Source organism: Pseudomonas sp. RG1 (assembly GCF_025910115.1).
GTDB lineage: Bacteria > Pseudomonadota > Gammaproteobacteria > Pseudomonadales > Pseudomonadaceae > Aquipseudomonas > Aquipseudomonas atacamensis.
Map to the genome: position 1 here is coordinate 122,863 of NZ_JAPCIK010000020.1, position 25,179 is coordinate 148,041.

The 25,179-nt window shown below is 60.9% G+C and carries 25 protein-coding genes; 7 read left to right on the forward strand and 18 right to left on the reverse strand.

Annotated features, from left to right (window positions below):
- Nucleotides 1–9: 9 nt before the first annotated feature.
- From OK411_RS14005 to OK411_RS14025, 5 genes are read right to left on the reverse strand one after another with little or no spacing between them, the layout of a single operon-like run.
- Nucleotides 10–654 (reverse strand): tetratricopeptide repeat protein, encoded by a 645-nt coding sequence (locus OK411_RS14005; protein ID WP_264365165.1) that lies wholly within the window; start codon nucleotides 652–654, stop codon nucleotides 10–12.
- The gene (locus tag OK411_RS14010) at nucleotides 651–1,460 is read right to left on the reverse strand and encodes an SDR family oxidoreductase (RefSeq protein WP_136493459.1); all 810 of its coding nucleotides are present in this window, start codon (nucleotides 1,458–1,460) and stop codon (nucleotides 651–653) included. Before OK411_RS14010 ends, OK411_RS14005 begins: the two co-directional genes overlap by 4 nt.
- Entirely contained in the window at nucleotides 1,447–2,121 is a 675-nt protein-coding gene (locus OK411_RS14015) for a TenA family transcriptional regulator (RefSeq protein ID WP_136493458.1), read from the reverse strand. The genes OK411_RS14010 and OK411_RS14015 overlap by 14 nt, the downstream gene beginning before the upstream one ends.
- A complete protein-coding gene (locus tag OK411_RS14020; RefSeq protein ID WP_264365166.1) occupies nucleotides 2,121–3,599 on the reverse strand; it encodes an AMP-binding protein in 1,479 nt (492 codons plus the stop codon). Before OK411_RS14020 ends, OK411_RS14015 begins: the two co-directional genes overlap by 1 nt.
- Entirely contained in the window at nucleotides 3,589–4,266 is a 678-nt protein-coding gene (locus tag OK411_RS14025) for a thermostable hemolysin (protein ID WP_122750788.1), read from the reverse strand. Before OK411_RS14025 ends, OK411_RS14020 begins: the two co-directional genes overlap by 11 nt.
- A gap of 175 nt (nucleotides 4,267–4,441) precedes the next feature.
- Between OK411_RS14025 and OK411_RS14030 the strand changes: the two genes are divergently transcribed.
- Both OK411_RS14030 and OK411_RS14035 read left to right on the forward strand, forming a co-directional pair.
- A complete protein-coding gene (locus tag OK411_RS14030; protein ID WP_264365167.1) occupies nucleotides 4,442–4,993 on the forward strand; it encodes a cytochrome b in 552 nt (183 codons plus the stop codon).
- A gap of 133 nt (nucleotides 4,994–5,126) precedes the next feature.
- Nucleotides 5,127–5,255, forward strand: coding sequence for a hypothetical protein (locus tag OK411_RS14035; RefSeq protein ID WP_024012797.1), 129 nt, complete (start codon nucleotides 5,127–5,129; stop codon nucleotides 5,253–5,255).
- A 7-nt stretch (nucleotides 5,256–5,262) separates the two neighbouring features.
- On the opposite strand, the gene OK411_RS14040 is transcribed toward OK411_RS14035, so the two are convergent.
- The 9 genes from OK411_RS14040 to cyoA form a co-directional block, all read right to left on the reverse strand.
- Nucleotides 5,263–6,672 carry an MFS transporter gene (locus OK411_RS14040; RefSeq protein ID WP_413694511.1) on the reverse strand — a complete coding sequence of 470 codons (1,410 nt, stop codon included), beginning with the start codon at nucleotides 6,670–6,672 and terminating at the stop codon, nucleotides 5,263–5,265.
- Nucleotides 6,673–6,889: 217 nt separating this feature from the next.
- Nucleotides 6,890–7,564, reverse strand: a complete 675-nt coding sequence (locus OK411_RS14045; RefSeq protein ID WP_123442600.1) for a polysaccharide lyase family 7 protein — start codon at nucleotides 7,562–7,564, stop codon at nucleotides 6,890–6,892.
- Between the two features lie 27 nt (nucleotides 7,565–7,591).
- Nucleotides 7,592–8,776 carry an MFS transporter gene (locus tag OK411_RS14050; RefSeq protein WP_264365168.1) on the reverse strand — a complete coding sequence of 395 codons (1,185 nt, stop codon included), beginning with the start codon at nucleotides 8,774–8,776 and terminating at the stop codon, nucleotides 7,592–7,594.
- Entirely contained in the window at nucleotides 8,773–9,033 is a 261-nt protein-coding gene (locus OK411_RS14055; RefSeq protein WP_024012801.1) for a metallothionein, read from the reverse strand. Before OK411_RS14055 ends, OK411_RS14050 begins: the two co-directional genes overlap by 4 nt.
- The gene (cyoE, locus tag OK411_RS14060; RefSeq protein WP_264365169.1) at nucleotides 9,026–10,051 is read right to left on the reverse strand and encodes a heme o synthase; all 1,026 of its coding nucleotides are present in this window, start codon (nucleotides 10,049–10,051) and stop codon (nucleotides 9,026–9,028) included. The genes OK411_RS14055 and cyoE overlap by 8 nt, the downstream gene beginning before the upstream one ends.
- Entirely contained in the window at nucleotides 10,009–10,347 is a 339-nt protein-coding gene (cyoD, locus tag OK411_RS14065; RefSeq protein WP_016774550.1) for a cytochrome o ubiquinol oxidase subunit IV, read from the reverse strand. The genes cyoE and cyoD overlap by 43 nt, the downstream gene beginning before the upstream one ends.
- Before the next feature lies 1 nt (nucleotide 10,348).
- The gene (locus OK411_RS14070) at nucleotides 10,349–10,963 is read right to left on the reverse strand and encodes a cytochrome o ubiquinol oxidase subunit III (RefSeq protein WP_024012803.1); all 615 of its coding nucleotides are present in this window, start codon (nucleotides 10,961–10,963) and stop codon (nucleotides 10,349–10,351) included.
- A gap of 2 nt (nucleotides 10,964–10,965) precedes the next feature.
- Nucleotides 10,966–12,939 carry a cytochrome o ubiquinol oxidase subunit I gene (gene cyoB / locus OK411_RS14075; protein WP_207807850.1) on the reverse strand — a complete coding sequence of 658 codons (1,974 nt, stop codon included), beginning with the start codon at nucleotides 12,937–12,939 and terminating at the stop codon, nucleotides 10,966–10,968.
- 3 nt (nucleotides 12,940–12,942) lie between these two features.
- Nucleotides 12,943–13,872, reverse strand: coding sequence for a ubiquinol oxidase subunit II (cyoA, locus tag OK411_RS14080; protein WP_264365170.1), 930 nt, complete (start codon nucleotides 13,870–13,872; stop codon nucleotides 12,943–12,945).
- A 320-nt stretch (nucleotides 13,873–14,192) separates the two neighbouring features.
- On the opposite strand from cyoA, the gene OK411_RS14085 reads away from it, so the two are divergent.
- On the forward strand, nucleotides 14,193–14,507 hold the full coding sequence (locus OK411_RS14085; protein ID WP_016774554.1) for a hypothetical protein: 315 nt from the start codon (nucleotides 14,193–14,195) through the stop codon (nucleotides 14,505–14,507).
- Nucleotides 14,508–14,520: 13 nt separating this feature from the next.
- Here OK411_RS14085 and galE (OK411_RS14090) read toward each other — a convergent pair whose 3' ends face one another.
- A complete protein-coding gene (gene galE / locus OK411_RS14090) occupies nucleotides 14,521–15,546 on the reverse strand; it encodes a UDP-glucose 4-epimerase GalE (protein ID WP_264365196.1) in 1,026 nt (341 codons plus the stop codon).
- A gap of 317 nt (nucleotides 15,547–15,863) precedes the next feature.
- Between galE (OK411_RS14090) and OK411_RS14095 the strand changes: the two genes are divergently transcribed.
- From OK411_RS14095 to OK411_RS14110, 4 genes are read left to right on the forward strand one after another with little or no spacing between them, the layout of a single operon-like run.
- Nucleotides 15,864–17,033, forward strand: a complete 1,170-nt coding sequence (locus tag OK411_RS14095) for a glycosyltransferase family 1 protein (protein WP_264365171.1) — start codon at nucleotides 15,864–15,866, stop codon at nucleotides 17,031–17,033.
- Nucleotides 17,021–18,193 (forward strand): UDP-galactopyranose mutase, encoded by a 1,173-nt coding sequence (gene glf / locus OK411_RS14100; protein ID WP_264365172.1) that lies wholly within the window; start codon nucleotides 17,021–17,023, stop codon nucleotides 18,191–18,193. Before OK411_RS14095 ends, glf begins: the two co-directional genes overlap by 13 nt.
- Nucleotides 18,190–19,383 carry a beta-glucosidase gene (locus OK411_RS14105; RefSeq protein WP_264365173.1) on the forward strand — a complete coding sequence of 398 codons (1,194 nt, stop codon included), beginning with the start codon at nucleotides 18,190–18,192 and terminating at the stop codon, nucleotides 19,381–19,383. Before glf ends, OK411_RS14105 begins: the two co-directional genes overlap by 4 nt.
- The gene (locus OK411_RS14110; protein ID WP_130902507.1) at nucleotides 19,380–21,140 is read left to right on the forward strand and encodes an ABC transporter ATP-binding protein; all 1,761 of its coding nucleotides are present in this window, start codon (nucleotides 19,380–19,382) and stop codon (nucleotides 21,138–21,140) included. Before OK411_RS14105 ends, OK411_RS14110 begins: the two co-directional genes overlap by 4 nt.
- Before the next feature lie 8 nt (nucleotides 21,141–21,148).
- Here the strand turns inward: OK411_RS14110 and OK411_RS14115 are convergent, their stop codons facing one another.
- The 3 genes from OK411_RS14115 to OK411_RS14125 are packed head-to-tail and all read right to left on the reverse strand — an operon-like array spanning nucleotide 21,149 to nucleotide 25,163.
- Entirely contained in the window at nucleotides 21,149–22,627 is a 1,479-nt protein-coding gene (locus OK411_RS14115) for a family 16 glycosylhydrolase (protein ID WP_264365174.1), read from the reverse strand.
- A gap of 30 nt (nucleotides 22,628–22,657) precedes the next feature.
- Nucleotides 22,658–23,713 (reverse strand): UDP-glucose 4-epimerase GalE, encoded by a 1,056-nt coding sequence (gene galE / locus OK411_RS14120; protein WP_264365175.1) that lies wholly within the window; start codon nucleotides 23,711–23,713, stop codon nucleotides 22,658–22,660.
- A gap of 31 nt (nucleotides 23,714–23,744) precedes the next feature.
- Nucleotides 23,745–25,163, reverse strand: a complete 1,419-nt coding sequence (locus tag OK411_RS14125; RefSeq protein ID WP_264365176.1) for an oligosaccharide flippase family protein — start codon at nucleotides 25,161–25,163, stop codon at nucleotides 23,745–23,747.
- Between the last annotated feature and the right edge of the window lie 16 nt (nucleotides 25,164–25,179).

A 25,179-nucleotide genomic window follows, 5' to 3' on the forward strand; every position in this document is an offset into this window, starting at 1 on the left:
GCACTCCTTTCAGTCGAGTTTCTTGTTCACGTCCACCAGCAAGGTGTCGATCTCTTTACGACGCCCGGCATCGGCACTTTCGCGGCCCGCACGAGGTGCGGCTTGTCTGGCCTTGATCAGCGCTGCCTTGGCTTCAGCGTAGCGCTTCTGACGGTAGAGATGGTCGCCCCAGAAGTACAGACTGTCGATGCCATCGGGGTTGAGCTGCAGGGCTTGTTTGAGCAATTGCTCGGCCTTGTCGCTGTCGCCGAAGCCGATCGGCCAGCCCGGTACGCGGTCGTACAGTGCAGCGAGGCTGGTGTATGCCGAGCCTTGCAGGGCCTTGGGGTCAAGCGTCAGGGATTTTTCCAGGTCCGCCTTGGCGTCCTTGGCTTTGCCCAGGGCACCGAGCCCGCCCTCGGCACCGGCCCAACTGCTGGTGACGATGCCTTTCCAGATCCAGGCTTCGGCCACATTCGGACGTTGCGTGGTGAACGCGTTGGTTTCGCTGGCCAATTGCTCGAACGCCGCGGCGCGCTGTTTTTCCGCCACCTCGTATTGAATGTGCGCCCAGTTCTGCTGGATGCCGGTGAGACGTTGCTGATCAGCCGGCTCAAGCGCCCAGACACTTTGACTGAGGGCGGCAAACAGCAGACAAGTGGAAAGTTTTTTCATGGCTTTGAAGCCTCGTTGTTAGGTTTTTCACTGAGACGGCGGATCAGTGGCAATTGCTTGCGCAAGCCGCGATCCACCAGATGCGGCAGTAAGCTGTTCAAACGGACGAAAAACCGCTCCGGCCAGCCTAGGTACAGGTCACGACGATCGCCGGCAATCGCATGCATCACTGCCGACGCCACGGTCTGCGGATCGTCAACGCTGGCCTTGAGGGCATCGTTCAAGGCTTGCGCAGCGGCGCTGTTCATCGAGGTGCGGGTGGCCCGGGGCGCGACATACAACACGCTGACCCGCGTGTCGGCCAGCTCGCGGCGCAATGCCTCGGAGAATCCGCGCAGGGCAAATTTGCTCGCGCAATAACTGGCGTAACCGGGGTAACCGATCGAGCCATAGGTCGAGCCGACGTTGACCACCATCGCGCTGTCAGCCTGCTTGAGCTGCGGCAACAGCATCTTGGTCAGGCAGATTGGCGCGCTGATGTTCACCGCCAGCATCGCGTTGATGTCACCGTCATCGAGCTGTTCGAGCATGGCGAAGTGATTGACCCCGGCAGCGTTGATCAGCAGGTTGATGCCGCCAATGGCGTCGGCGGCGGCCAACACTTTGCGCCGATCGCTGAGGAAGGTCAGGTCGGCGGCTACCCAGCACAGGTTCTGCGGATATCGCTCAAGCAGCGGCAGCAGCGCCTCCTGATGCCGCGCCACGGCCAATACCCTGGCACCGGCGGCGCACAAGGCACTGGCGATGGCCAGGCCGATGCCGCCACTGGCACCGGTCAGCACCACGCGGGCTTCATGCAGCTGCATGTTGAACCTCAGCGTCGCGCGGCAGACCACGGAACATGTCGGCGTAAAGGCGATAGACGACTTTCGAGGCATGAATGACCGCCGCTTGATCGTCAGGGTCTTGCAGCTGATTCATCAACCGCCGATAGGTCTGCATGTGCTCGATGTCGAGCGAACCGTGGGAGCTCAGATAGCTGAATGCCGTTTCCGGCAGCGCCAGGCGATCGCGAATGCTCCCCGCCGCGTGGGTGGCCAGGGCAATGCTGGTGCCTTCGAGCACGTTTACCATGCCGAACAGACCCACCGGATTGCCCCGGGCGATCAGATCGTAGAGAAAACTGACCATCAGCTCGATCGATAACGACGGCTGACCATCGCGCACGGCGTCGCGATCACCACCACAGGCGGCAATGTCGTTGAGCACCCACTGCTCGTGGCCGTATTCATCTTCAATGTACTCGCACACCGCTTTGCGCAGCCATTCCAGGCGTGTCGGCAGGCGTGCACCGCAAGCCATCATCAGCGGCACGGTGTGGCGCACGTGGTAGTAAGCCTGGGCAAGAAACGCCCGATAGCTGTCGAGGCTGACCTTGCCTTGCAACGCATCGACGATGATCGGCAGGTTGAACAGCTCGTGGCGTTCCCGTTGCGTGGCTTCTTGCAGGGTGTCGAAAAAACTCATTATGCGGATTCCTCGGAAGTGGCGGATTCGGTCAGTTGCGTGCGGTACTGCGCGATGATGGCGTCACGGCGCGGCCGGCCATTGGCGGTGAGCAGGCCGTTGGCCGCAGTGAAGGGCTGCGCCAGGCGCGTCCACTGATGCACCTGGGCGTAATCGGGCAACGCCTCGTTCGCTTCCGCGACGGCAGCGGCCAGCTCGGCATCGGTGCAGTTCGGACGATGCGGCCAAAGCAGGGCGTGGTTGTGCGGCATCGCCTCGCCATAGACGAACGCTTGAGCGATGTGGCGGCGCTGGGTCAGTTCCGACTCGACCCATTCCGGGTTGACGTTTCGCCCGTAGCTGGTGACGAATTGATGTTTTTTGCGGCCCTTGAGATAAAGAAAACCTTCCGGATCGAACTCGCCCAGATCGCCACTCGGCCACCATTGATCGGTATACGCCGGCTCCCCCAGATAACCGAGCAACACCGAACCCTTGATCAGCACTTCCCCGTCCTCGGCCAACCGCACCTCGATATGAGGCAGAGGGCGCCCGACGCTGCCCGGACGGCGTGCGCCGGGGCGATTGAGGCATACGACCGAGGCGCATTCGGACAAGCCGTATCCCTCGTAAACCGCTAACCCGACCCGTTGCGCGCGGTGCAGCAGATCCGCTGACACCCGCGCGCCACCGACCGCGGCGAAGAGCAAGGTTTGCGGATCGAAAGCGTTCTGTTCAGCGGCGCTGACCAGAACTTGCAGAAGCTGTGGTACGAGTATCAGGCTCTCCGGCGCACGCTTGGCCAGATAACCGAGCAGGCGCGCAACGTCGATGCCGCTGGCGCCTTGAATGCCGAGGGTTGTCTGGCTTGGCAGGCTCAACACCGCACCGGCGTACAGCGCGGCATAACAGCCCAGGTTCTCCAGCAGGATCGCCAAAGGCAACAGCGCCAGATGGTGCTCCGGTCCAGTGGCTGCGCTTGCCTGATCAAGCTCCCGGGCAACGCGCAGGTAGCTGTCGGCGCTCAGGCACACCCCTTTCGGCGTGCCGGTGGTCCCGGAGGTAAACGTGAGTTTCGCGGTGCCCGCCGGCATACGACTCGGGCCATTGAACGAGCGACACCAGAATTCACCTCGTAATTCATAGCCCGCCGCCAGCAGCTCGGCTTGCAGTTCCGGCTCGGCGATCACCCGTTCGGCCTGGCTCTGCTCCAGACAATGGGCGCGCTGCGCGGCACTGAAAAACGGCGGCAGCGTTACGCAGGTCAAGCCTTCGAACAACACAGCCAGATCCCACAGCATCGCGTCGACGCCGTTGTCCAGCGCCAGCGCGATCACCCGCACCTGCTCATCGCGCAGCCGCTCCTGGCGATACAACACCTCGGCATACAGCGTGGCGTAATCTATTCTCAGCGTGTCGCCCCACAGGGCTGAGGCGTTGTCATTGCGCCGGGCATGGTCGCGCAGGGTTTCCTGGAAGCGCTGCATTTCAAGCGACATGGCAGGCTCCTTCAACGGAAGTCGGCAAACCCAGGCGAGTGAACAGGCCAATATTGCGCAGATGAACAAATCCCGCGCGAATGTTGCCGACATGCACCCAGGGTTTGCTTTCGTAATAACTGCCCCAGTGTTGACGCTCGTCACCCAGTCGCTGTGGATCAGCGGCGCACAATGTCACGGGCTTCAAACCCAGGCGATGGAAGCTGTTGACCAGCCCGATGTTGCCGGTGAAGGTCACCCATTCCAGGCCGCCCATGGCCAGCAGATAGGTGATGGCGAGGATGCTCAGGCGCGCACTGCCGGTATCGCTGGCGGCGAGGTTGCCGACTTCGACAATGACCTTGCGATCCACAGCACGACCGGCGGCGGCACTGATCAACGACTGGATCGGTTCATCCAGATAGCGCTCGAGAAACAGTGCCTGTTGATGCGCTCGACGGACCCCGGCCACGGCGCACAACTGGCCGTCGCTGTTGTGCATGCCGAACAGCTCGGGCATGAAATGGCGGATTTCGGCACCGTGAGCCGTGCGGAAGCGCTGCTGGATAAAGGCTTCGAAGGGCGCGCGCAACTCGTCCACCGGCAACGCGTTTCTCAGCGTCATCGGCAACGATTCGGCCTCGCCGAAGCGCAAGGGCAGCGGGATGTTCCAGTCGAATTCGGGCATGGGCAGAGCGCCTCCCTCAATGGGTTTGAGCGCAGTATCCAAGCCATTTCTTAACGAAGTCTGAAGATGAAAAACCGTTAACCGCAGCGCCAATCTTCAGACTGTCTTAAGGCTGGGCGAGCACGGTAGGCCAGCGAGAAGATCGTCGTTCCCCAACAATCACGAGGCGTTTCCTATGATCCGCGACACCGCTGTAACCCGTTATGGAAAACTCTCAATCATTCTGCACTGGCTGATGCTGGCGTTGTTCGTCGGGGTGTATGCGTGCGTCGAAATCAAGGGCTATCTGCCCAAGGGCAGTGAGGGGCGCAGCATGCTGATGGGCCTGCATGGCCTGTTTGGCGCCAGCATCTTCGCCTTGGTGTGGATTCGACTGATCGGCCGCCTGACTCCGCGTCCGCCGATTATCCCCAAGCCGCCGGCGTGGCAGACCGCAATCGCGCACCTGACACACCTGGCGCTGTATGGATTGATGATTGTCACGCCTGTCCTGGCCTGGCTGATGCTCGCGGCGGGCGATAAGCCGTTTCCGTACTTCGGCTTCCATGTGCCGGCGCCGGTGGCTATTGATCCGGACCTGGCCAAACAACTGAAGTACTGGCACGAATGGATTGGCAGTGCCGGCTACTGGCTGATCGGCCTGCACGCGCTGGCGGGGTTGTTCCACCATTACTGGGTGAAGGACAACACGTTGCAGAGGATGTTGATTGAGCGTGCCCGCTCTTGAGGCAGGCATCTTGCGCCGTTCGTCGAAGGGAATGCTCGCCGCAACTCAAGCAGCATGGCTGCGGTGGAGCTGAAAATCCGGAACTGCCAGCCCTCGCCGATGCCGAAATAGCATCGACAACGAGGGCAAAGCCATGACTGAAGAAAAAACCGAAGTGCCGCAAGAAGTACCGGATCAAACAACCCCGGCGCATTCCACCGAAGAAGAGCGCGAGCGCTTGAAGGACTTCAACAAGGACGGCATCCCGCCGGGCAGTTGCTGATCAGCGGTCACCGTGGCTGCGTCACCAGTTCCCCGCTGATCGCATCCATCATTGCCGGATGCTCCTCAGCGGCGACGCGCAAATCCTCGGTGACCCGCAACTCCGCACCCGTCGGCGAATAGGTGGCTGCCGCCGTGAACGGTGCGGGGTTGGCCGGCACCGGGCGTTTGCCACGGCGCCAGAAGAAAAAGCTGACCATGCTCAAATTGACCACTGCGAAGACCCAGAACAGGCCGTTGGCGCCGAACGAATTCATCACCGGCGAGATCATCATCGGGCTGATGGCCGAGCCCAGCGAGTTGATCAGCAGCAAACCCTGAATCATCGGCACCAGCGCTTCGGCCGGGGCGCGGTCGGCCGCGTGGCTGACGGCCACCGGGTACAGCGCGAAGACGCCGCCACCGAGCAGAAACAGCATTGCCGCGAGCATTGTCGAAGACAGCGGCAGCAGCACAATCACCAGTGATAACGCGGTGCACGCCACCGTCAGCAGGGTCAGCACCTGCAAGCGATCGGTGCGGTCGGACCAGCGTCCGACCGGATACTGCAGCAACATCGCGCCGAGAATCGTCCAGGCCATCATGCTGCCGACTTCACCGACGTCCAGACCTCTGCGTTGCAGATACAGCGGCAACAAGGTGTAGATCGCCGCTATGGTCACCCCCGAGCCGAAACAGCCGACCAGCCCGGTCGGCGTCACGCCCAGCAGTTGCCGGGGCTTGAGCGGCTCGACCTGATCGAGTAGCGGCGACACGCGCGGCAGGATCACGATCGGCAGCACCGACAACGCAGCGAGCATGCCGGCGACCATGAACGGCGCGCTGTCGCTCATGCCGGTAATGGTTCCCAGCGTCGCCTGGCCCAAAACGCCAGCGCCATAAAGGACGATCATGTACAGCGCGAGCAAGCGCCCGCGAATCTTCTCGTCACCGGCCAGCAGCAGCCAGCTTTCGATCACCAGAAACACACCGACCGTGGCCCAGCCGTTGATCAGGCGCAGGACCAGCCAGCCCCAGGTGTCATAAAACAGACCTTGCAACAGGATCGTCACGGCAATCAGCGAGGCGAAGCTGCCGTAGGCACGAATATGGCCGATGCGCAGAATCAGCCGGTCGTTGAACACCGCGCCCAGCGTCAGGCCGATGAAGTAGGCCGACGAAACAATTCCGATCATCGTCGCCGAGGCGCCGGCGGCGTCCAGGCGAAGGGTGGTCAGGGAAGACAGAAAACCGTTGCCCAGAGCAATAATGAACAGCCCGAGCAGGGGCGCCAGCGCCATGGCCAGCAAACGCGGAGACATAAAAACCTCAAGAAATCGTACAGCGCAACGTGCGCCTCTGCGCATGCGGTTGCCAGGCTGGAACAGGTGTTGTGCAAATGTCTGCCGATCGGGCAGGGCGGTGGCGTTGGACGACATGGCCAGCCCTGCAAGTTCGCGTCTGTGACCAGACGCGCGCTTGCAAGAGCGCGCGGGATTCTACGGCTTGCGCAGGATTTGCCAATAGCCGAAGGCTGCGACGTTAGGACGCAGGCAATTTCGAAGTCGAAGAGGAGGCTGAAAACCCAACATCGAGCTCAGCTCTGACAAGGGCCTGCCAGCGAAAGCTGCCGCAGGCCCTTGCTCGTTTCAGCGCCTAAGTATGCGAAATCAACAAATCACTGATGATGCAGATCGAGCCATCCTCTGGCGGCGTGGCGTCGGTGTAGTCGATCTGGTTGTAGACCCCGCCGTGGAAATTGAACACCTGCGAATTCCAGGTTGAGTCGAGCTGCAAATCACCTGATGTACCGACAACGCCGTTGTAGTCAACGGTGACTCGAGCTACGCCGGCAGAGTTGGCGCGAATGGTGATCTTGAACTTCGCCCCCAGCGGCACGCCCTTGAGCACCGTGGTGTTGACCGGAGTGGTCTGATTGAAGCTCTGGCGGAAGCCCATGGTGATGTTGCCTTTTTGCCAGAACACCTTGATGGCCGGGCTGTCGTCGTTTTTCACATGCATTTGCGAGATCACCACTTTCTGCGCTGAGTTGACCTTGGTCACGCTCATCTCCTGATAGTTGAGGTGGTCAGCGGCGCTGGCCAGCGACCAGTAGGTCGCTTCCTTCCATTCGCAGCGGGTGCGGTGAGTGCTCTTGCTCGAGGCGCCTTTGGTGGGGGCGGACAGTTGCAGTGATCCGTCCGGCAGGATCGTGACGATACTGGGGAATTGCGCGATCGCCTGGGCTCCGTTGAGCTCCAGTGCGACCGGATTGTTCGCCGAGACGGGAACCGGAGTGGAGAGGGTGAGATTGCTGATGTTTACGGCCATGGTTTGTACTCCTGACGATAAAAATCATTAGCGACCCAAGCCTTCGGTGGATTGGCACATCTGTCTGCGCGGACTTTCACCATCTCTTGGGCACAGCACCATGGCGGCGCAAGCGGCCGCCGCGAAAACGCAGAGGGCAACGATTATGCCGGCAGCCTCCAGCACAGAGCCGAAAAGCGGGGTGCCAGCGGTCTGACCGAGCGCCAGTACCAGAAACGGTATGCCCAGTCCCAAGTCCGGACGATCCGGAAACAGGCGGATGCCTTGCAGCAGATAAACGCCTGAAGAAACGATATAGGCCGCGCCAAACAGGCACATTGCGACGAGGCCAGACCCGGCTGATATCGAGGCGGTCGACAGTCCCAATGTCCCGAGGGCGATCCCAGCCAGTGCCAGATGCTGAATACGCACGACACCGAATCGGCCGGTGAACACGCCTGTCATGCATCCGCTGATTCCCGCCGCCCCCAGGACGATCCACGCCCATGCTATCGACTGATCTGAGAATCCAGCCTCGCTGCGCAGAATGTCGGCACCGAATGTCCAGATCGCCGTGCTCGCCAGGCCCATCAGGAAAGCACTGGCGCACAAAGGCAGTACGCCGGGTCGACGCAGCATTGCCAGCGAGAAGTTCTGCGCGACGTCACGCTCGACCCGGCGCGGTACCGCAAACCAGAGCCAGATCGTGACGCCGATGCCGATCAAGGCAAACAGGGCATACAGCTGGCGCCATTGCCCGGCTGCCAATATCGCCGCCAAACCGGAAAAAACGATGCCCGCCGCTGTCCCGGCATTGATAAAACCATTGGCCCGTGGGCGATCTGCATCATCAAGACGCGCTGCCACCGCACTGGCCAATGGCGGCGAAGTCAGACCCGTGCTCAATCCCGCCAGCGCCACACCGCAGCCCAACGTCAGCCCTGACGAAGCGACAACCACAAGTCCCATGCCCAGCGTCGCAGCGGCGCCGGCCATCACCGTCAACCCACGCGGACTGACTTTGCCGTTGCAGGCAAACGTCGCAACGATGCCCACACAGTAAGCCGCAAACGCACTGCCTCCGATCCATCCGGCAGCGGTCACGCTGAGCGTCAGATCCTGACGAATCTGTGGCAGCAGCAGTCCATAGGCGAAGCGCGCCAGGCCATAGGACAAGGCGGTCAGCGCGAACGCTGCCGCGACCAGATTGAGGCTGCGTCGATTGTGGCTCACGGTGAAATCGGATCGCTGGCGGGAAAGGTTTCCTCGACTGCCTGATCCAGTTTCGAGTCACTGACATTGCGCTCATCGGCCCCTAGGTTCTGCTCGCAATGGCAGGTCGAGGACGGGCAGGGTTGGCCCTTCGGGTGAAGATCCGCGCAGGCCTGACTGCAAAACTGCTTGCCGTCACGCTCGAAGGTTTGCTCGCCGCTGCATTTGCAGGTGCAGCCCGGGCAGGCGCAATCAATTGTTGAAGGATCGTTAGCCATGGGTTTCCTCCAGGTGGTCTGTCAGGCCAGTCGTTACCGATTCTGATAACCCGCCCCGCACCTGCGTTTGATGATTTTCCGCCACGCCCGATGAGCGGTAGAGCGCAGAGGGCGAGGGCAGTACGGCGTTCAACGCGAGGGAAAGATTCAGCGCCAGGATCAGCAGGATCGATACGCTGAAAATGCGCCGCGCCCAGACTTTCGCATTGGTGGTTCGCACCGGTCGCAACGTCAGATAAAACCAGTAGCCGCCCAGGCCAAGCACCACCAGCGGATAAGAAACATTGATAGCTGCCACCCAGCCCAATATCGCCGCGCTGATCAGGAACGCGACCATGTACAGGTTGATTTCGCGTCGTGCCTGTCTGAGCGTCAACGTCGGCAATCCGGCGGCACGAAAGTCTTCATGGCGCATGACGGTGATCGCGTGGGAGTGGGGCATCTGCCAGCAGCAAAACACCACGATGAGCATCAGCGCCGTGGCATCGAAGCTGCCGGTCACGGCGCAATAACCGACCACCGGCGGCATGGCCCCGGACAGGCTGCCGACCAGCGTGCCCCAGTGCGAACGGCGTTTCATCAGGCAGGTATAAACGCCCGCATAAACGATCAGACCGACAGCCGCCATCACGCAGGCCAGCACTGTGGTGCCGAGCCACAGCAAACCGAAGCCGATCACACCCAGCACCGCCGCGTAGCAAAACGCACTGGGCAACGACACAGCGCGAACGGCCAGCGCCCGATGACAGGTGCGCACCATGCGCCGGTCGATATCGCGGTCGACGCAGTTGTTGATCACGCAACCGCAAGCGATGACCAGCGCGGTGCCGAGCAGGGCGGCCAATAAATGCGCCAGGGACACCGGGCGGCCACCGGCGGCAAGCAGATAGCCGCCGAACACCGAAGCCAGATTGCCGACGATGATGCCGGGCTTGGTCAGTTCCAGCCCGACATTCAGCGACAGCCGCCATTGCTTCAGTGCGCCAGCATGTTGTGGTGAATGCTGTCCATGATCCATAGCGAAAGCCCCACCAGCAGAAGAATGATCACCACCGAGAAGATCAGCGCTCTGAGGTTCCAGCGTTGCTCCTTGGCGGTGTCCAGATGCAGGAAATATTTGAGGTGGGCGAAGACCTGCACCACGCCAAGTGCAACCACCACCCAAGCGGTGACGCTGCGTGGCAACGTCGGGTACATGACCAGGCCAAAGGGAATGACGGTCAGGATCACTGAAATAATGAAACCGACCATGTATGAACGACTAGTGCCATGGCTGGTGCCGGCACTGCTATGAATCGGACTCTGGTTATACATGTCACACCACCCCCAGCAGATAAACCACGGTAAATACGCAGATCCACACCACATCGAGGAAGTGCCAGAACAGACTCAGGCAACTCAAGCGTGTCGTATTGGTGTTGGTCAGGCCCCGGCTGCTTACTTGCAGCATCAACACCGCCATCCACACCAGACCACTGAGCACGTGCGCGCCGTGGGTGCCGACGAGGGTGAAGAACGCGGTCAGGAATCCGCTGCGATCCGGCCCGTAGCCTTCTGCGATCAGATGATGGAATTCGTTGATTTCCATGGCGATGAAACCGCAACCCAGCACGAAGGTGACGCCAAGCCAGCGCAGCACGTGGGATTTGTCATTGCGGTTCATCGCCAGCATCGCGTAGCCGTAAGTGATGCTGCTGAGCAGCAGCAACGCGGTTTCGGCAAGGACGTAGGGCAGTTCGAAAATGTCGACGGTCGAAGGCCCGCCAGCCACGCTGTCTCGCAGCACGGCATAGCCTGCGAACAGCGTCGCAAACAGGATGCAGTCGGTCATCAGGTAGATCCAGAAACCGAAAATGCGCATCGAGCCCGCGTCTTCATGGCCATGTTCATGGCTGTGCGCGATGTCTTTATCCAGAACGATATTGGACATGTTCAAGCCTCCGCCAAGTCTTTGAGACGCGCTTTTTCAATCCGCGCCACTTCCTGCGCCGGGACGAAATAGTCGATGTCTTCGTCATAGCTGCGCACGATCATCGCCACCACCGAAGCGACCAGACCGAAGATCGCCAGCCACCAGATATGCCAGACCAGGGCGAAGCTGCAGATCAGCGCGAAGACGCTGATCACCAGGCCGGCGGAGGTGTTGCGCGGCATGTGAATGGCGCGGTAGTCGGTGTGACTGAGGGTGCTGACGCCGCGTTCCTTCATGCCCCAATATGCGTCGAGATCGTTGACTTTCGGTTGCTCGGCGAAGTTATAGAACGGTGGCGGCGAGGCCGTGGCCCATTCCAGCGTGCGACCGTCCCACGGGTCGCCGGTGAGGTCGCGCAGTTTCGCGCGGTTGCGGATGCTCACGTAGAGCTGCAGGGCCTGCGCGGACACGCCACAAAGAATGATGCCGACGCCAAGCAGTTCCAGCAGCAGCCACGGTTGCCAGGCCGGGTTGTCGAAATGGTTCAGGCGTCGGGTCATGCCCATGAAACCGAGCACGTAAGACGGCATGAACGCGAAGTAGAAACCGACCAGCCAGCACCAGAACGCAATGCGCCCGAGGCGGTCGTTGAGGCGGAAACCGAAGGCTTTCGGGAACCAGTAAGTCAGCCCTGCCATGTAGCCAAACACCGCGCCACCGATGATCACATTATGGAAGTGGGCGATCAGGAACAGGCTGTTGTGCAGCAGGAAATCGGCGCCGGGCACCGCCAGCAGCACGCCGGTCATGCCGCCGATACTGAACGTGACGATAAAGCCCAGCGTCCACAGCATCGGCGTTTCGAAGCGCACGCGGCCGCGATACATGGTGAACAGCCAAGTGAAGATTTTCACCCCGGTCGGCACTGCAATGATCATCGTCATGATGCCGAAGAACGCGTTGACGTTGGCCCCCGCGCCCATGGTGAAGAAGTGGTGCAGCCAGACGATGAACGACAGAATCGTGATCGCAATCGTCGCCCACACCAGCGAGACATAGCCGAACAGGCGCTTGCTGCTGAAGGTCGCGGCGATCTCCGAGAAGATCCCGAACGCCGGCAGGATCAGGATGTACACCTCCGGATGCCCCCACGCCCAGATGAGGTTGACGTACATCATCGGGTTGCCGCCGGCCTCGTTGGTGAAAAAATGCATGCCCAGATATCGATCGAGGGTCAGCATCAACAGGGTCGCGGTAAGGATCGGGAACGCAGCGAGAATCAGGATCGAGGTGCACAGGGCGTTCCAGGTGAACACCGGCATCTTGAACAGGGTCATGCCTTCGGTGCGCATCTTGAGGATGGTCACGAAGAAGTTAACCCCGGTTAACAGCGTCCCTATGCCGGATATCTGTAATGACCAGATGTAGTAATCCACCCCGACCCCCGGGCTGTAGCCGAGTTCGGACAGGGGCGGGTAGGCGACCCACCCGGTGCGGGCGAATTCACCGACGCCCAGCGAGATGTTCACCAGCGCCGCACCCACGACGAACAGCCAAAAACTCAGCGCATTGAGGAACGGGTAGGCGACGTCGCGGGCACCGATCTGCAACGGCACGACGATGTTCATCAGGCCGACCACGAAGGGCATGGCCATGAAGAAAATCATGATCACGCCGTGGGCGGTGAAGATCTGGTCGTAGTGTTCCGGCGGCAGATAACCCGGCCCGCCACTGGATGCCATGGCCTGTTGGGTACGCATCATGATCGCGTCGGAGAAACCACGCAGCAGCATGACCAGCGCGACGATGATGTACATGCAGCCGATCTTCTTGTGGTCGACCGAAGTGAACCACTCACGCCACAGGTAGCCCCACTTGCGCTTCCAGGTGACGGTACCGACCAGGGCAAAACCCATCAGGCCGACGATAGCCAGGGTGTACATGACAATCGGCTCGTGCAATGGAACCGCGTCCCATGAAAGTTTCCCGAACATGATTTAACGCTCCTCGGCCAGCAGACTCGGTTGTTGATTGACGCGCACATCGTCGCTGTTGCTTTGCACCTGGGTTTCCTTCTTGCGCGGTGCTTTGTTCATTCCTTCGTACTTGTCGACGATGTCGAGAAACAGTCGCTCCTGCACAGCCGAGTAATAAGTGATCTTGTGCGCCACTGAAGGCTTGGCCAACTCGGCATAACTGGCTTGATCAAGTTGCCCGGGCGCCGCTTTGACTTTGTTGACCCACGCCTCGTAATCAGCGCCGCTGAGTGCCAGGGTGCTGAAGTGCATGTCGGAAAAACCGTGGCCGTTATAGTTCGCAGCAATCCCGCGATACTGGCCGATTTCACTGGCGATCAAATGCAACTTGGTCTGCATGCCGGCCATGGCATATATCTGCCCACCGAGTGCCGGAATAAAGAATGAAGTCATGGCCGCGTCGGAAGTGACGGTAAAACTTACCGGCGTATTTACCGGTATCGCCAGTTCATTGACCGAGGCAATGCCCAGATCGGGGTAAATGAACAGCCATTTCCAGTCCGTTGCCACCACTTGCACATTGAGGTGCGGGACGTCGGAGTCCAACGGGCGATAGGGATCGAGTGCATGGGTGGTTTCCCAGGTCACCCAGCCGAGTACGCAAATAATCAGGAACGGCACGCCCCAGACCACCGCTTCGATCTTGTGCGAACTGGCCCAGCGTGGCGAATAACGGGCCTTCTTGTTGGTCGCGCGGTAGCGATAGGCGAACAGGAAGGTCATGACGATGACCGGGATCACCACCAACAGCATCAGGCCCGTGGCGAGAATGATCAGGTCGCGTTCATCTCGGGCAACATCGCCCTTGGGGTTGAACACCACCAGGTTGCAACCGGCGAGCAGAACGCTGGTAGCGAGATAGACCAGGCAATAGCTGATTGTTCGCTTCATACATGCTCCTGTTCTTTATATCGATCCTTGTTTTCTTCGGGCAACAGTTGGCCATGGACAGAAAACCCTGTTTCTGTACCGGCTAATCACACTGGGCTGAATAACGAGTTGTACTTGAGCTCGCCTGGGCCTCGAACTTTTTGAATGAGCATTCCGGCGTTGGTTTTACAGAATGTTACGCAAGCTGACGAACGGTTGAACTAGCGAAACGGCGGGCGCGAATCAACGCGCTATGCTGAAAATGCCTCTTGGCAATCCTTGGAATTATTCCGCCAAAGGAAAGATCTTTGACGTGAGCGAGTTGAGTTCAGGAGTACGACATGTTCAAACGCGGCGAAACCTACAACAAATGGAAGGCGACGGAAAAGGCGGAAAAGTGCCATACCGAAGAGGTTGAAAACGGCTGTCATATCGAGGTACGGGCACGGGAAGCCGATGATGGCGACGTCGAAATGTTCATCAGCGTTTACACCGCAACCGGCGAGTGCGCCTACGAGCGCATCAGGAAATTGCCCGGCGTGGAATGGGAAGTCGAGGACGCGCTCAAGCGTGGCATCGATCAGGCAGAACGAATCGCCGGCGGCGAGTCCGGACGATTGTCCTGTGCCGATGCGCACGGCCATGAGAATGAGTGACCGTGCGCAGCTTTCAATTGGCCTGGCGAACGTCAACCTGGCCGAGTTGATTGCACTGCCAGCGCCAGGCATCGGCGAGCATGCTGTGCAGTGAGCGGCTCGCCTGCCAGCCCAGTTCTTCGAGGGCTTTTTGCGGGTCCGCCCAGCAGCGCGCAACGTCACCGGGGCGCCGCGCTTCAATACGCAACGGGATCTTGATGCCGGTGACCTGTTCGAAGGCGCTGATCACCTCCAGCACCGAGTAGCCGCGCCCGGTACCGAGGTTCCAGATGCTCACACCATGGCGATCGCGCAAGGCATCGAGCGCGCAGACGTGCCCGAGCGCAAGGTCGACGACGTGCAGATAATCGCGAATGCCGGTGCCGTCCGGGGTCGGGTAATCGTTGCCGAACACTGACAGCTGCGCCCGCTGGCCACTGGCAACTTCCAGCAGATAGGGCAGCAGATTGTTGGGCGTGCTGGTGGGTGCCTCGCCGAGCAGGCCGGAAGGGTGCGCACCAATCGGATTGAAATAGCGCAGCAGGCCGATCGACCAGCGCGGGTCGGAACTGGCGACACTCTTCATGATGTTTTCCGACATCAGTTTCGACATGCCGTAAGGGTTGGTCGGCTGGCCAGTGGCGCAGTTTTCGTTGATTGGCAGGGTGGCGCAGTCGCCATAAACAGTGGCCGATGAACTGAACACCAGATGGAAAACTCCGGCCTGGGCCATGGCTTGGCACAGCGTCAGGCTGCCGCCGACATTGGTGTCGAAATAGCGCAGAGGTTCACGCACGCTTTCGCCGACCGCTTTCAACCCGGCGCAATGCACCACGGCATCGATCGGGTAATCGTGCAGAAGATTGTCGAGCAGTCGTCGATTGCGCACATCACCCTGAATGAACTCCGGTCGTTTTCCGGCCAGCGTACTGATGCGCTCGATTGCCGCGCGCTGGCTGTTGCACAAATTATCGAGGATCACCACATCCTCGCCGTTGCCCAGCCATTGCAGTGCGACATGCGCACCAATGTATCCCGCACCACCCGTAATCAAGATCATGCGCCCGCCCTCACAAGTGACGCCATCGGCGATGGTTTCGTAGATGGTTTCGATGCGCCTGTGCGGCGGCGAAAACCATGGTTGTTCTGGACGGTAGGGGCTGGATTGATCGGCAAGTTCAACCTTGTTTGCCAGCCGGTATGTGCACTTCATCGGCTGTGTTCAAGGTTGGGCTGAACGTCGTGTGAACGCCGCGATTCCAACCTTCAAGAGCCTTACGGCCTCATCGAGAAATGCCCTGCACTTGCAGTGTCGACAAGTGTGACGGCCCGGTGGCTCGGCACTGAGTCGTCTTGTTTTTTGATGAGGATCTGGCTATGAACCTGGCAGAACAACCCGAGGCGCTTGCACTGGCGAGCGCGCAAAATGCTGTCGAAGCATCCCTTCAGGTGCGACCCACGTTGGTGTGCCTGTCGCATCTGCGCTGGGGATTTGTTTATCAACGGCCGCAGCACGTCATGTCGCGATTGGCCAAACACTACGACGTGGTGTTTTTCGAAGAGCCGGTATTTGTCGAAGACGCCACGCCCAGACTCGAGCTTTCGAATCCGGCGGCGGGAATAGAAGTGGCGGTGCCGCAATTGCCGATCGGCATGAGTGGCGAGGCGATCGAGCAGGCGCAGAGGCAATTGCTCGATGAGCACCTCGCCGGACGCGTTCAGGGCGATCTTTTGCTGTGGTATTTCACGCCGATGAGCCTGCTGTTTACCGAGCACCTCGACGCTCGGGTTACCGTCTATGACTGCATGGATGAACTGTCGGCGTTCATGGGCGCACCGGCGCGCTTGATCGACATGGAGCAGCAACTGCTCGCCCGGGCTGACGTGGTGTTTACCGGCGGCTTCAGTCTGTGGGAGGTCAAGCAGCGCCAGCACGGTAATGCCTATCCGGTACCGAGCAGCGTCGACATCGCGCATTTCGCGGCGGCGCGGCAGGCACTGCCGGAACCGCCCGATCAAGCATCCATAGCGCGGCCACGCCTGGGCTTTTTCGGCGTGATCGATGAACGCTTCGATATCGAATTGATTGACCGCGTGGCGGCGATGCGTCCCGACTGGCAGATCGTGCTGATCGGTCCGGTGGTGAAGATCGATCCGCAGACGCTGCCGCAACGGCCGAACCTTCATTATCTGGGCGGCAAGCAATATGCCGAGCTGCCGGACTACCTCGCTGGCTGGGACGTGGCACTGATGCCGTTCGCCCTCAACGCCTCCACGCGTTACATCAGCCCGACCAAGACTCCCGAATACCTCGCTGGCGGTTGCCCAGTGGTGTCGACGCCGATTCACGATGTGATCAGCGGCTACGGCGAGAGCGGCGCGGTGTTCATCGCCGACACTGCCGAGGCCTTCGTCGAGGCGATCGAAAAAGCTTTGCCACTCAAAGGCACCATCGAATTTCTGCAGCGCGCCGATGCCGCAATCGCCGGCATGTCGTGGGACAACACCAGCCGCTTCATGCAGGAGCAGATCGAATGCCTACGATAAGCCTTGAGAGCGCAAAGTCCGGCCAAGCCTACGACTACCTGATCGTCGGTGCCGGGTTCGCCGGCAGTGTCATCGCCGAGCGTCTGGCCCAAGGATTGGGGCGCCGGGTGTTGCTGATTGATCGGCGCCCGCATATCGCCGGCAATGCCTACGACCATTACGATGAGGCCGGGGTGCTGGTGCATCGCTATGGTCCGCACATCTTTCACACCAATGCCCAGCGCATTGTCGACTACCTGTCGCGCTTCACCGAATGGCGACCTTACGAGCATCGAGTCCTCGCCCAGGTCGACGGCAAGCTCGTGCCGATTCCGATCAATCTGACCACGCTGAATTCGCTCTATGGCCTGTCGATGTCCTCCGAAGAAGCCGAAGTGTTTCTCGCCGAACGCGCCGAACCGGTGGCGACCATTCGCACGTCCGAAGATGTCGTGGTCAATCAGATCGGCCGTGAGCTCTACGAAAAATTCTTTCGCGGATACACGCGCAAGCAGTGGGGGCTGGATCCCTCGGCACTGGATAAATCGGTGACTTCGCGCATACCGACGCGGACCAGCGAAGACGACCGCTATTTCGCCGACACTTTCCAGATCATGCCCTCGGGCGGCTACACGCAAATGTTCGAACGCATGCTCGATCACCCGAACATCGATCTGTTGCTCAGTACCGATTTCAAGGCGGTGCGCGACGAGGTGCAGTACGCGCATCTGATCTACTGCGGCCCGATCGACGAATACTTCGATTTCCAGTTGGGCCGTTTGCCGTATCGGTCCTTGCGCTTCGAACACCAGACCCTCGAGCAGGAACACTATCAGCCAGTGGCGGTGGTGAATTATCCGCACCCGGATGTGCCGTATACGCGCATCACTGAATACAAACACCTGACCGGGCAAACGCACCCGTGCACCAGCATCACTTACGAATATCCGTGTGACGATGGCGACCCGTATTACCCGGTGCCGCGCGCAGAGAATGCCGAGCTGTACAAACGCTATCGAGCGCTCGCCGAGCAGACGCCGAACGTGACGTTTCTCGGGCGACTGGGTACCTACAAGTACTACAACATGGATCAGGTGGTGGGCCAGGCGCTGGCCTTGTATCGGGATATTCAGGCGGCGCAGGCAGAAACCACGGCTGAAACCGAGATCGATGCTTCATGACCGCGCAGCCGAAAGGCGACGAGCCCGACGCAGATGCGTCTTCGATCTTCAGCAGCTTCGTCATGGCCGGTTTCGAATGTTCCAGCCAGCGCCGCCAGGACGGTCGGCGCCTGGATCTGCTGGCCGACACCGGGCATGCGCGCTGGGTCGACAAGGACTACCTGCGACTCAGCGGATTGAACATCCGTTGCGCCCGCGACGGCTTGCGCTGGCACCTGATCGAGCGCAGCCCCGGGCGCTATGACTGGAGCAGTTTTCTGCCGATGCTCAAAGCGGCACAAGCGCAGCAAGTGCAGGTGGTCTGGGATCTGTGCCATTACGGCTACCCGGATGATCTGGATATCTGGCGCCCGGCATTTGTCGAGCGTTTCGCCCGCTTCGCCGCTGCTGCAGCGAAGCTGATGGCCGACGAGGGCGTGAGCGTTCCGTTCTACTCGCCGATCAACGAGATTTCCTTCTGGGGTTGGGCGGGAGGCGAGGTGGCGTATTTCAATCCGAACGCACGCGGGCGCGCGCAGGAGCTCAAGCATCAACTGGTGCGGGCGAGCATTGCTGCGATCGAAGCGATACGCGAACAGGCGCCTAATGCGCGGTTTGTCCAGTGCGATCCGTTGATCCATGTGATCGCCGGTTCCCGGCGCAGTGACGATATCGAAGCCGCTGAGGCCTATCGGCTGTCGCAATTTCAGGCATGGGATCTGCTCACCGGCCGCGAATGGCCGGGTCTGGGTGGGCAGGAGCATTACCTGGATATCGTCGGCGCCAATTTCTATGCGCATAACCAGTGGTATTTCCACGGCCGACGGATCCTTCGCGGCGAGCGCGACTTCCGGCCGTTGTCGGGCATGCTCAAGGAACTGCACCAGCGCTATCAGCGGCCAGTGCTGATCGCCGAAACCGGTGCCGAAGATGATGAACGCCTGCCGTGGCTGGCATACATCGTCGAGCAGACGCTGCTGGCCCTCGAACGCGGTGTGCCGGTGCAGGGCATTTGCTGGTACCCGTTTCTAGATTATCCGGGGTGGGACAATGGCCGGTATTGTCCCACAGGTGTGTTTGGCTATCCCGATGGCGAGGGTGAGCGCGCAGCGTTTCATCCGCTGCACGTCGAGCTGGCGCAAGTGCCCGAGCGGATTGCCGCAAGTCTGCGCCGGGTCAATGGCCGGCGTGTTGAGGGGCAGGGGAGATGAACTTTCAGCGCAGGCGCGATGAACCGTTGCCGGCGTCAGCCGCTGCGTTTTTATGGCGCTACATAAGAATTCGCCCGGCGCACTTCGTCGCCATGGTCGCACTGGTGATCGGCGCGGCTTGCTGTGCGGTGGTGGTTCAATACGGCATGAAACTGCTGGTCGATGCCATGGCCGCCGGGTCGGCGGCGGAACAGGTCTGGCACGCGTTCGGCCTGTTCATGGCGTTGATCGTGATGGAAAACCTGCTGTGGCGCCTCGGCGGTTGGGTCGGTTGCCACACCATCGTCGGCAGTTGTGCGGATCTGCGCGTCGACCTGTTCCATCATCTGACCGGCCACCCGATGCGTTATTTCCGGCGGCATTTCTCCGGCTCGCTGGCCAATCGCGTCTCGGCGATCGGTGCCGCTGCCGACAAAGTGTATGGCGGGCTGACCTGGCGTATCGTGCCGCCATGCGTGGATTTTATCGGCGCCGTGGCCTTGCTGTTGGCGGTGCACGGTGCGATGGCGCTGGCGTTGGTCGGTTGCGTGATAGTCGTCGCCGCGCTGATTACCATATTCGGCGTGCGCGGGCGCAGCCGGCACATCGCGTTCGCGTCGCAGTCGGCGCGGGTCGGTGGCGAGATTGTCGATCTGGTTTCCAACGTATGGACGATCAAGGCTTTTTCCGGGCGGGAACGCGAGCGCTTGCGCCTGGAGCGCGAGATCGGCATCGAGGCCGATTCGCACCGCAGCAGCTGGATGTACATGGAAAAAGCCCGGGTACTGCACGACATCTGCCTGACCGTTATGGCCGGCGGCATGCTCGGCTGGGCGATTCTGCTCTGGCGAGCGGGACAGGTGACGGCGGGGGATGTGGTGATGGTCAGCGCGTTGACGTTCCGCATCCTGCACGGTTCGCGCGAACTGGCGCTGGCACTGGTGGAAACCAGTCAGCAGATGGGCGTCATCAGCGAAACCCTGGGCATCGTCGCCCAGCCCCACGAGCTCAGCGACGCCTTGGAGGAACTGGCGCCGACGCGCGGGCACATCAAAATGCTCGACGTCAGTTACGCCTACCCGGATGGGCGCAAGGTCTTCGAGCATTTCTTTCTCGATATTCCGGCCGGGCAAAGCGTCGGAATTGCCGGCACCTCGGGCTCGGGAAAATCGACCTTGCTCGGTTTGCTGCAACGTCTGGATGATGTGCGCAGCGGGGTGATCCTGATCGACGACCGCGACATCCGCTCGGTCAGCCAGGACAGCCTGCGCCGGCAGATCGCTGTGGTGCCGCAGGAACCGGCGCTGTTCAATCGCAGCATTCTGGAAAACATCGGCTATGGCCAACCGCACGCTACCGAGCAGCAGATCATCGATGCGGCGCGCCAGGCGTTTTGCGATGAATTCATCCAGGCGTTGCCGCAGGGTTATCACACCCTTGTCGGTGAACGGGGAGTGACGTTGTCCGGCGGGCAACGCCAGCGCCTGGGGCTGGCGCGGGCGTTTTTGAAAGACGCACCGATCCTGATTCTCGACGAGGCGACCTCGGCACTGGATTCCGATTCCGAAGCGATCATCCAGCGCGCATTGAGCAACCTGATGCGCGGCCGCACGGTACTCGCCGTGGCCCACCGCCTCTCGACCATCGCCAACTTCGATCGGGTGCTGGTGCTGGAGGACGGCGAGATCGTCCAAGACGGCACTCCCGAAGAACTGCGCGAAAGCCAAGGGCGGTTCCGCACGCTGTGGCAGATGCAGGCGATGGTGCACAACCGTTGAACGCGCTGCTATTGCGCTGAGCGCGTCCAGACCCTGACGTAGTCGATGCGAAACACCGACGGCAGATCAGCATCGTCGACCACGCCGAACCAGTCCCACATCGCTTCACTGTCGAAGACGATTTGCATCGGGAAGTGCCAGTAGTTGTTTTTCGCCTCTCGCACCAGCACGCCGTCGACGTACCAGCGCAAGGTCTCGGGTTGCCAGTCAAAGCCGTAGACATGAAAGGTATTGGCCAGCCGCCAGGGTGCGATCCAGGTGCTGCCGGAGCTGAGGTGTTGATCATTCTGCGGTCTGGCCCAGACATGCGCGTTCATGTTGTACCGGCGATCAAAGGCTTCGTTGCGGGTCTTGCCGCCGATTTCGAAGATATCGATTTCCGTGGCATTGTCCGGCAGCCCGGTCCACGCCAGCCAGAACGCACTGGAACCGGCGGAATTCATCGGTTTCGCCCGGGCTTCGTAATAGCCGTACATCCCCCGTTCGTTGGTGCGCACCATCGCCGAACTGTAATCCTTGTAGCCTAGGGCGACGTATTTTTCCGGGAGGGTCTGTTTGCGGAAAGTGATGTTCAGATTGCCGTTGCCGAGCTTGGCGTTCTCCGGCAAAAACAGCGCCGGTTTGCGCCCGAGGGAATCGGTGCCGGTGGCGTTGTTGACGTGCCAGCGCTCGGCATCGAGCGCGCTGCCGTTGAATTCGTCGGACAGCCGCGTATCGCGTTTCCAACCGCCGGCATTGGCCTGGTCCGATAACGGCAGGTCGGGCGTAACGTGCGTCGGGGTCGGGCCTAGCGGACCGACGCGAGTCCACGCATCCACCTGTTGCGGAATGGCGACCGCCCACTTTTGCGCCAGATACTCGAACACATTGCGGCGTTCTTCCTGGCTGCTGAATGGGCGGTCATAAACCAGTACTTCGGCAATGTCGCCGCGGAGGATTTCCGAGGTGCCAACCACGTTGCGCGCCACCGCGAACGGGCCGATCGGCACGTCACTGGTTTCCAGCAACGCCAGCGCCGGCTCGTACGCGGTGGTCTGCTGCACACTGATGCCGAAATTCGGCGCGACGTTATCGTTATCCGCCAGTTGCGGCCGCGAGCTGAACAGGCGCTGCCAGGCCTTGCCACCGGCCTGCTCGGGCAAGCGCCGCGAGACGACGAAGACTGTCACCGGGCCCTTGGTGGTGCGGATCGCCTGGCCCATGAACGCCGCCGTGCCGCTGAAACGCACCACGCCGTGGCCGTTGAGGGCGTTATCGACGCGCGTGGGCAAAGTCGTCGCTGCACGGTTGTCGACGGCGACGTCGTTGCCCTTGCCGGATTTATCCAGCCAGCGCACGACCTGGTTTTGCCCTTCGAGGCTCATCGAGGCCGGATCATTGCCGTCCAGCCACAGCACCAGTCCGTCAGCCACCGGTTGGGGAATATTGGCGTTGGCGCCAGCGCTCAGCAGCAGCAAAACCAACAGCAAGCATGGTGATCTTTTCATGAGTCGTCCCTAACGTGGATTTGCCCCGGTTCAAGTGCCCACCGCCAGCAGCGGCGCCGGTTGCGGGCGGTAGCCCCAGGGGTTGTTGGTCTGCCAGCGCCAGCTGTCGATGAGCATTTGCGTCAGCTCGCGTTGCGCGCGCCAGCCCAGTTCGCGCCCGGCCTTGCTCGCATCGGCGCGGCACTCGGCGACATCACCGGCGCGGCGCGGGGCGAAGCGGTAGGGAATGCGCAGGCCGGTGACGTCTTCGAAAGCGCTGATGATCTGCAACACGCTATAGCCGCTGCCGGTACCGAGATTCCATACGTGCAGGCCATGCTCATCGCCCTGCAAAACCTGTAGGGCCTTGAGATGACCTTCGGCCAGATCCAGCACATGGATGTAGTCGCGAATACAGGTGCCGTCGACGGTTGGATAGTCGTTGCCGTACACGGTCAACGCAGCGCGCTGGCCGCTGGCAACCTCGGTCAGGCACGGCAGCAGATTGTTCGGCCGACCGTTTGGCGCTTCGCCGATCAGCCCGCTCTGGTGCGCGCCGATCGGGTTGAAGTAACGCAGCACAGCGATGTTCCAGCGTGCATCCGCGAGGGCGAGGTCGCTGAGCAGTTCTTCGATCACCAGCTTCGAGCGCCCGTACGGGTTCGCCGGTTTGCCGGTGCCATGCGATTCCACGATCGGCATCACAGTCGGCTCGCCATAGACAGTGGCCGAGGAACTGAACACCAGATTGAACACGTGGGCGCGGGCCATCGCCTGACACAGGTTCAGTGTGCCGAACACATTGTTGGCGTAGTAATCCATCGGCCTGCGCACGCTTTGCGCAACGGCTTTGAGCCCGGCGAAGTGCAGCACTGCATCAATTGCGTAGGTGCTGAAAATCTCGTCCAGCAGTGCGGCGTCGCGGGTATCGCCCTCGATGAAATCGACGTGCGAGTGACTCAACAGCTCCAGCCGTGCGACTGCTTCGCGGCTGCTGTTGCACAGGTTGTCGAGGATCAGAACCGAGTGTCCGGATTCGATCAGTTGCAATGCCGTGTGCGAACCGATGTAGCCGGCACCGCCCGTGATCAACGTGGTTTTGCGCATGACGACGTGCTCCATTGCGAGGAAATGCAGCTCAGCGGGCGGTAAACACCAACTTGAATTCTTGCGGCCAGCGCGGGTGCAGCAGGCTGTAGGCCAAGGCATAGGTCAGCGTGCCGATGGCAATGTCGCCGGCCAGGTGCGCGTAGCCGGACAGGCCGGTTTGGCGCGACGTCCACAGCACCACGACGACCATCAGCAGCGAGGCGAACAGGCTGCGGTAACTGGACTGAAAGAAGCAGCGCCAGTCATAACCGATGGCGGCGTGCAGGCCGCGTACCTGCAGCGGCGTGATCAGCAGCATGCGCAGCAGCAATGCCAGCGCCGCCGCCATGCCGCCGTAGGTCGCTCCGAGCAGATACACCAGCGCCAGCGCGAGCATGGTGGTGGCAACTTCGGCCTTGAGGGTCAAGTGCGTGCGATTGACCGCCACCAGCGCAGTGGTTGCATACAGCGCCAGATTGCCCAGCGCCGCCGTGCAGGCGAGCACTTGCAACAAGGGAATCGCATCGGCCCATTTCGCGCCGAAGATCAGCAGGATGATGTCCTCGGCGGTCAGGGCGATGCCGAAGAACAGCGGTGTCAGTACGAAACCGCTGATCGCCGTGGAATCGCCGATTACCCCTATCAGCCGCGCCGGTTCGGCACTGCGCCGGGCGAACACCGGCAAGGCGTAGCTCATCAAGCCGTTGTAGATCGCCGAGCGCGGCAGGTCGATGATGCGCATGGCCAGGTTGAACATGCCCACTGCATGGGCGCCAGCGGTGAGACCGAGAATCAGGTTGACGCCACGTTGCAGGGTTTGCGAACTCATCACGTTGACACAGACCGGGAGACCGGCGCGCAGCACTTCGCCCAGCACCTGGCGATCAATCAGAAAAGCGATGCGCCGACGCTCGCTGCGCATCAGTACCAGTGTGGAAACGCCGTCCATGATCAGCGCCTGGGCAACCACCGCCCACGGGCCGAAACCCAGCATCGCCACAGCCACACCGCCAACCCCGCCCGCGACTTTGCCGAGCAATGTGCGCGAGGCCAGCAACTTGAAATTGCCGCTGCGGCGCATCTGCGCCACATACACCCGCGCCATCAGGGTGAAGAGGATTTTTACCGAGGCCACGGCGGTCATCCAGCGCAGCGCGGTGGACGGCGTATACAGCACCACCGCCAGCGAAATCAACGCAATCGATAGCAGACTGACCAGCACGGCAAACCAGAACACGCTGCTGATGTGTTTGTCCTCGACACGTTGCAGGCGCACCAGCGGGTCTTCCAGCATCGACGAGAATAGAATGCCGACCACTTCGACCACGGCGATGATCAGTGTGCCAATACCCAGCTCCGTCGGCGTCAGCAGATGCGCGTAGACGACAAAGGTAATCATCGACAGAAAGATCAGGCCGAACTTCTCGGTGAAAATCCATACGAGGGTCATCAGGCGACGGTTGGCCATGGCGCGATCCCTGAAT

Coding starts and splice junctions, on each gene's coding strand:
- OK411_RS14040 (WP_413694511.1), bottom strand. CDS start 6,672: ATGTCGTCCAACGCCACCGCCCTGCCCGATCGGCAGACATTTGCACAA.
- OK411_RS14125 (WP_264365176.1), bottom strand. CDS start 25,163: ATGGCCAACCGTCGCCTGATGACCCTCGTATGGATTTTCACCGAGAAG.
- OK411_RS14045 (WP_123442600.1), bottom strand. CDS start 7,564: ATGGCCGTAAACATCAGCAATCTCACCCTCTCCACTCCGGTTCCCGTC.
- OK411_RS14015 (WP_136493458.1), bottom strand. CDS start 2,121: ATGAGTTTTTTCGACACCCTGCAAGAAGCCACGCAACGGGAACGCCAC.
- OK411_RS14105 (WP_264365173.1), top strand. CDS start 18,190: ATGACCGCGCAGCCGAAAGGCGACGAGCCCGACGCAGATGCGTCTTCG.
- cyoE (WP_264365169.1), bottom strand. CDS start 10,051: ATGGATCATGGACAGCATTCACCACAACATGCTGGCGCACTGAAGCAA.
- OK411_RS14020 (WP_264365166.1), bottom strand. CDS start 3,599: ATGTCGCTTGAAATGCAGCGCTTCCAGGAAACCCTGCGCGACCATGCC.
- OK411_RS14110 (WP_130902507.1), top strand. CDS start 19,380: ATGAACTTTCAGCGCAGGCGCGATGAACCGTTGCCGGCGTCAGCCGCT.
- OK411_RS14115 (WP_264365174.1), bottom strand. CDS start 22,627: ATGAAAAGATCACCATGCTTGCTGTTGGTTTTGCTGCTGCTGAGCGCT.
- OK411_RS14085 (WP_016774554.1), top strand. CDS start 14,193: ATGTTCAAACGCGGCGAAACCTACAACAAATGGAAGGCGACGGAAAAG.
- galE (WP_264365175.1), bottom strand. CDS start 23,713: ATGCGCAAAACCACGTTGATCACGGGCGGTGCCGGCTACATCGGTTCG.
- cyoD (WP_016774550.1), bottom strand. CDS start 10,347: ATGTATAACCAGAGTCCGATTCATAGCAGTGCCGGCACCAGCCATGGC.
- OK411_RS14030 (WP_264365167.1), top strand. CDS start 4,442: ATGATCCGCGACACCGCTGTAACCCGTTATGGAAAACTCTCAATCATT.
- OK411_RS14070 (WP_024012803.1), bottom strand. CDS start 10,963: ATGTCCAATATCGTTCTGGATAAAGACATCGCGCACAGCCATGAACAT.
- OK411_RS14005 (WP_264365165.1), bottom strand. CDS start 654: ATGAAAAAACTTTCCACTTGTCTGCTGTTTGCCGCCCTCAGTCAAAGT.
- galE (WP_264365196.1), bottom strand. CDS start 15,546: ATGATCTTGATTACGGGTGGTGCGGGATACATTGGTGCGCATGTCGCA.
- OK411_RS14095 (WP_264365171.1), top strand. CDS start 15,864: ATGAACCTGGCAGAACAACCCGAGGCGCTTGCACTGGCGAGCGCGCAA.
- OK411_RS14010 (WP_136493459.1), bottom strand. CDS start 1,460: ATGCAGCTGCATGAAGCCCGCGTGGTGCTGACCGGTGCCAGTGGCGGC.
- OK411_RS14025 (WP_122750788.1), bottom strand. CDS start 4,266: ATGCCCGAATTCGACTGGAACATCCCGCTGCCCTTGCGCTTCGGCGAG.
- cyoA (WP_264365170.1), bottom strand. CDS start 13,872: ATGAAGCGAACAATCAGCTATTGCCTGGTCTATCTCGCTACCAGCGTT.
- glf (WP_264365172.1), top strand. CDS start 17,021: ATGCCTACGATAAGCCTTGAGAGCGCAAAGTCCGGCCAAGCCTACGAC.
- cyoB (WP_207807850.1), bottom strand. CDS start 12,939: ATGTTCGGGAAACTTTCATGGGACGCGGTTCCATTGCACGAGCCGATT.
- OK411_RS14055 (WP_024012801.1), bottom strand. CDS start 9,033: ATGGCTAACGATCCTTCAACAATTGATTGCGCCTGCCCGGGCTGCACC.
- OK411_RS14035 (WP_024012797.1), top strand. CDS start 5,127: ATGACTGAAGAAAAAACCGAAGTGCCGCAAGAAGTACCGGATCAAACA.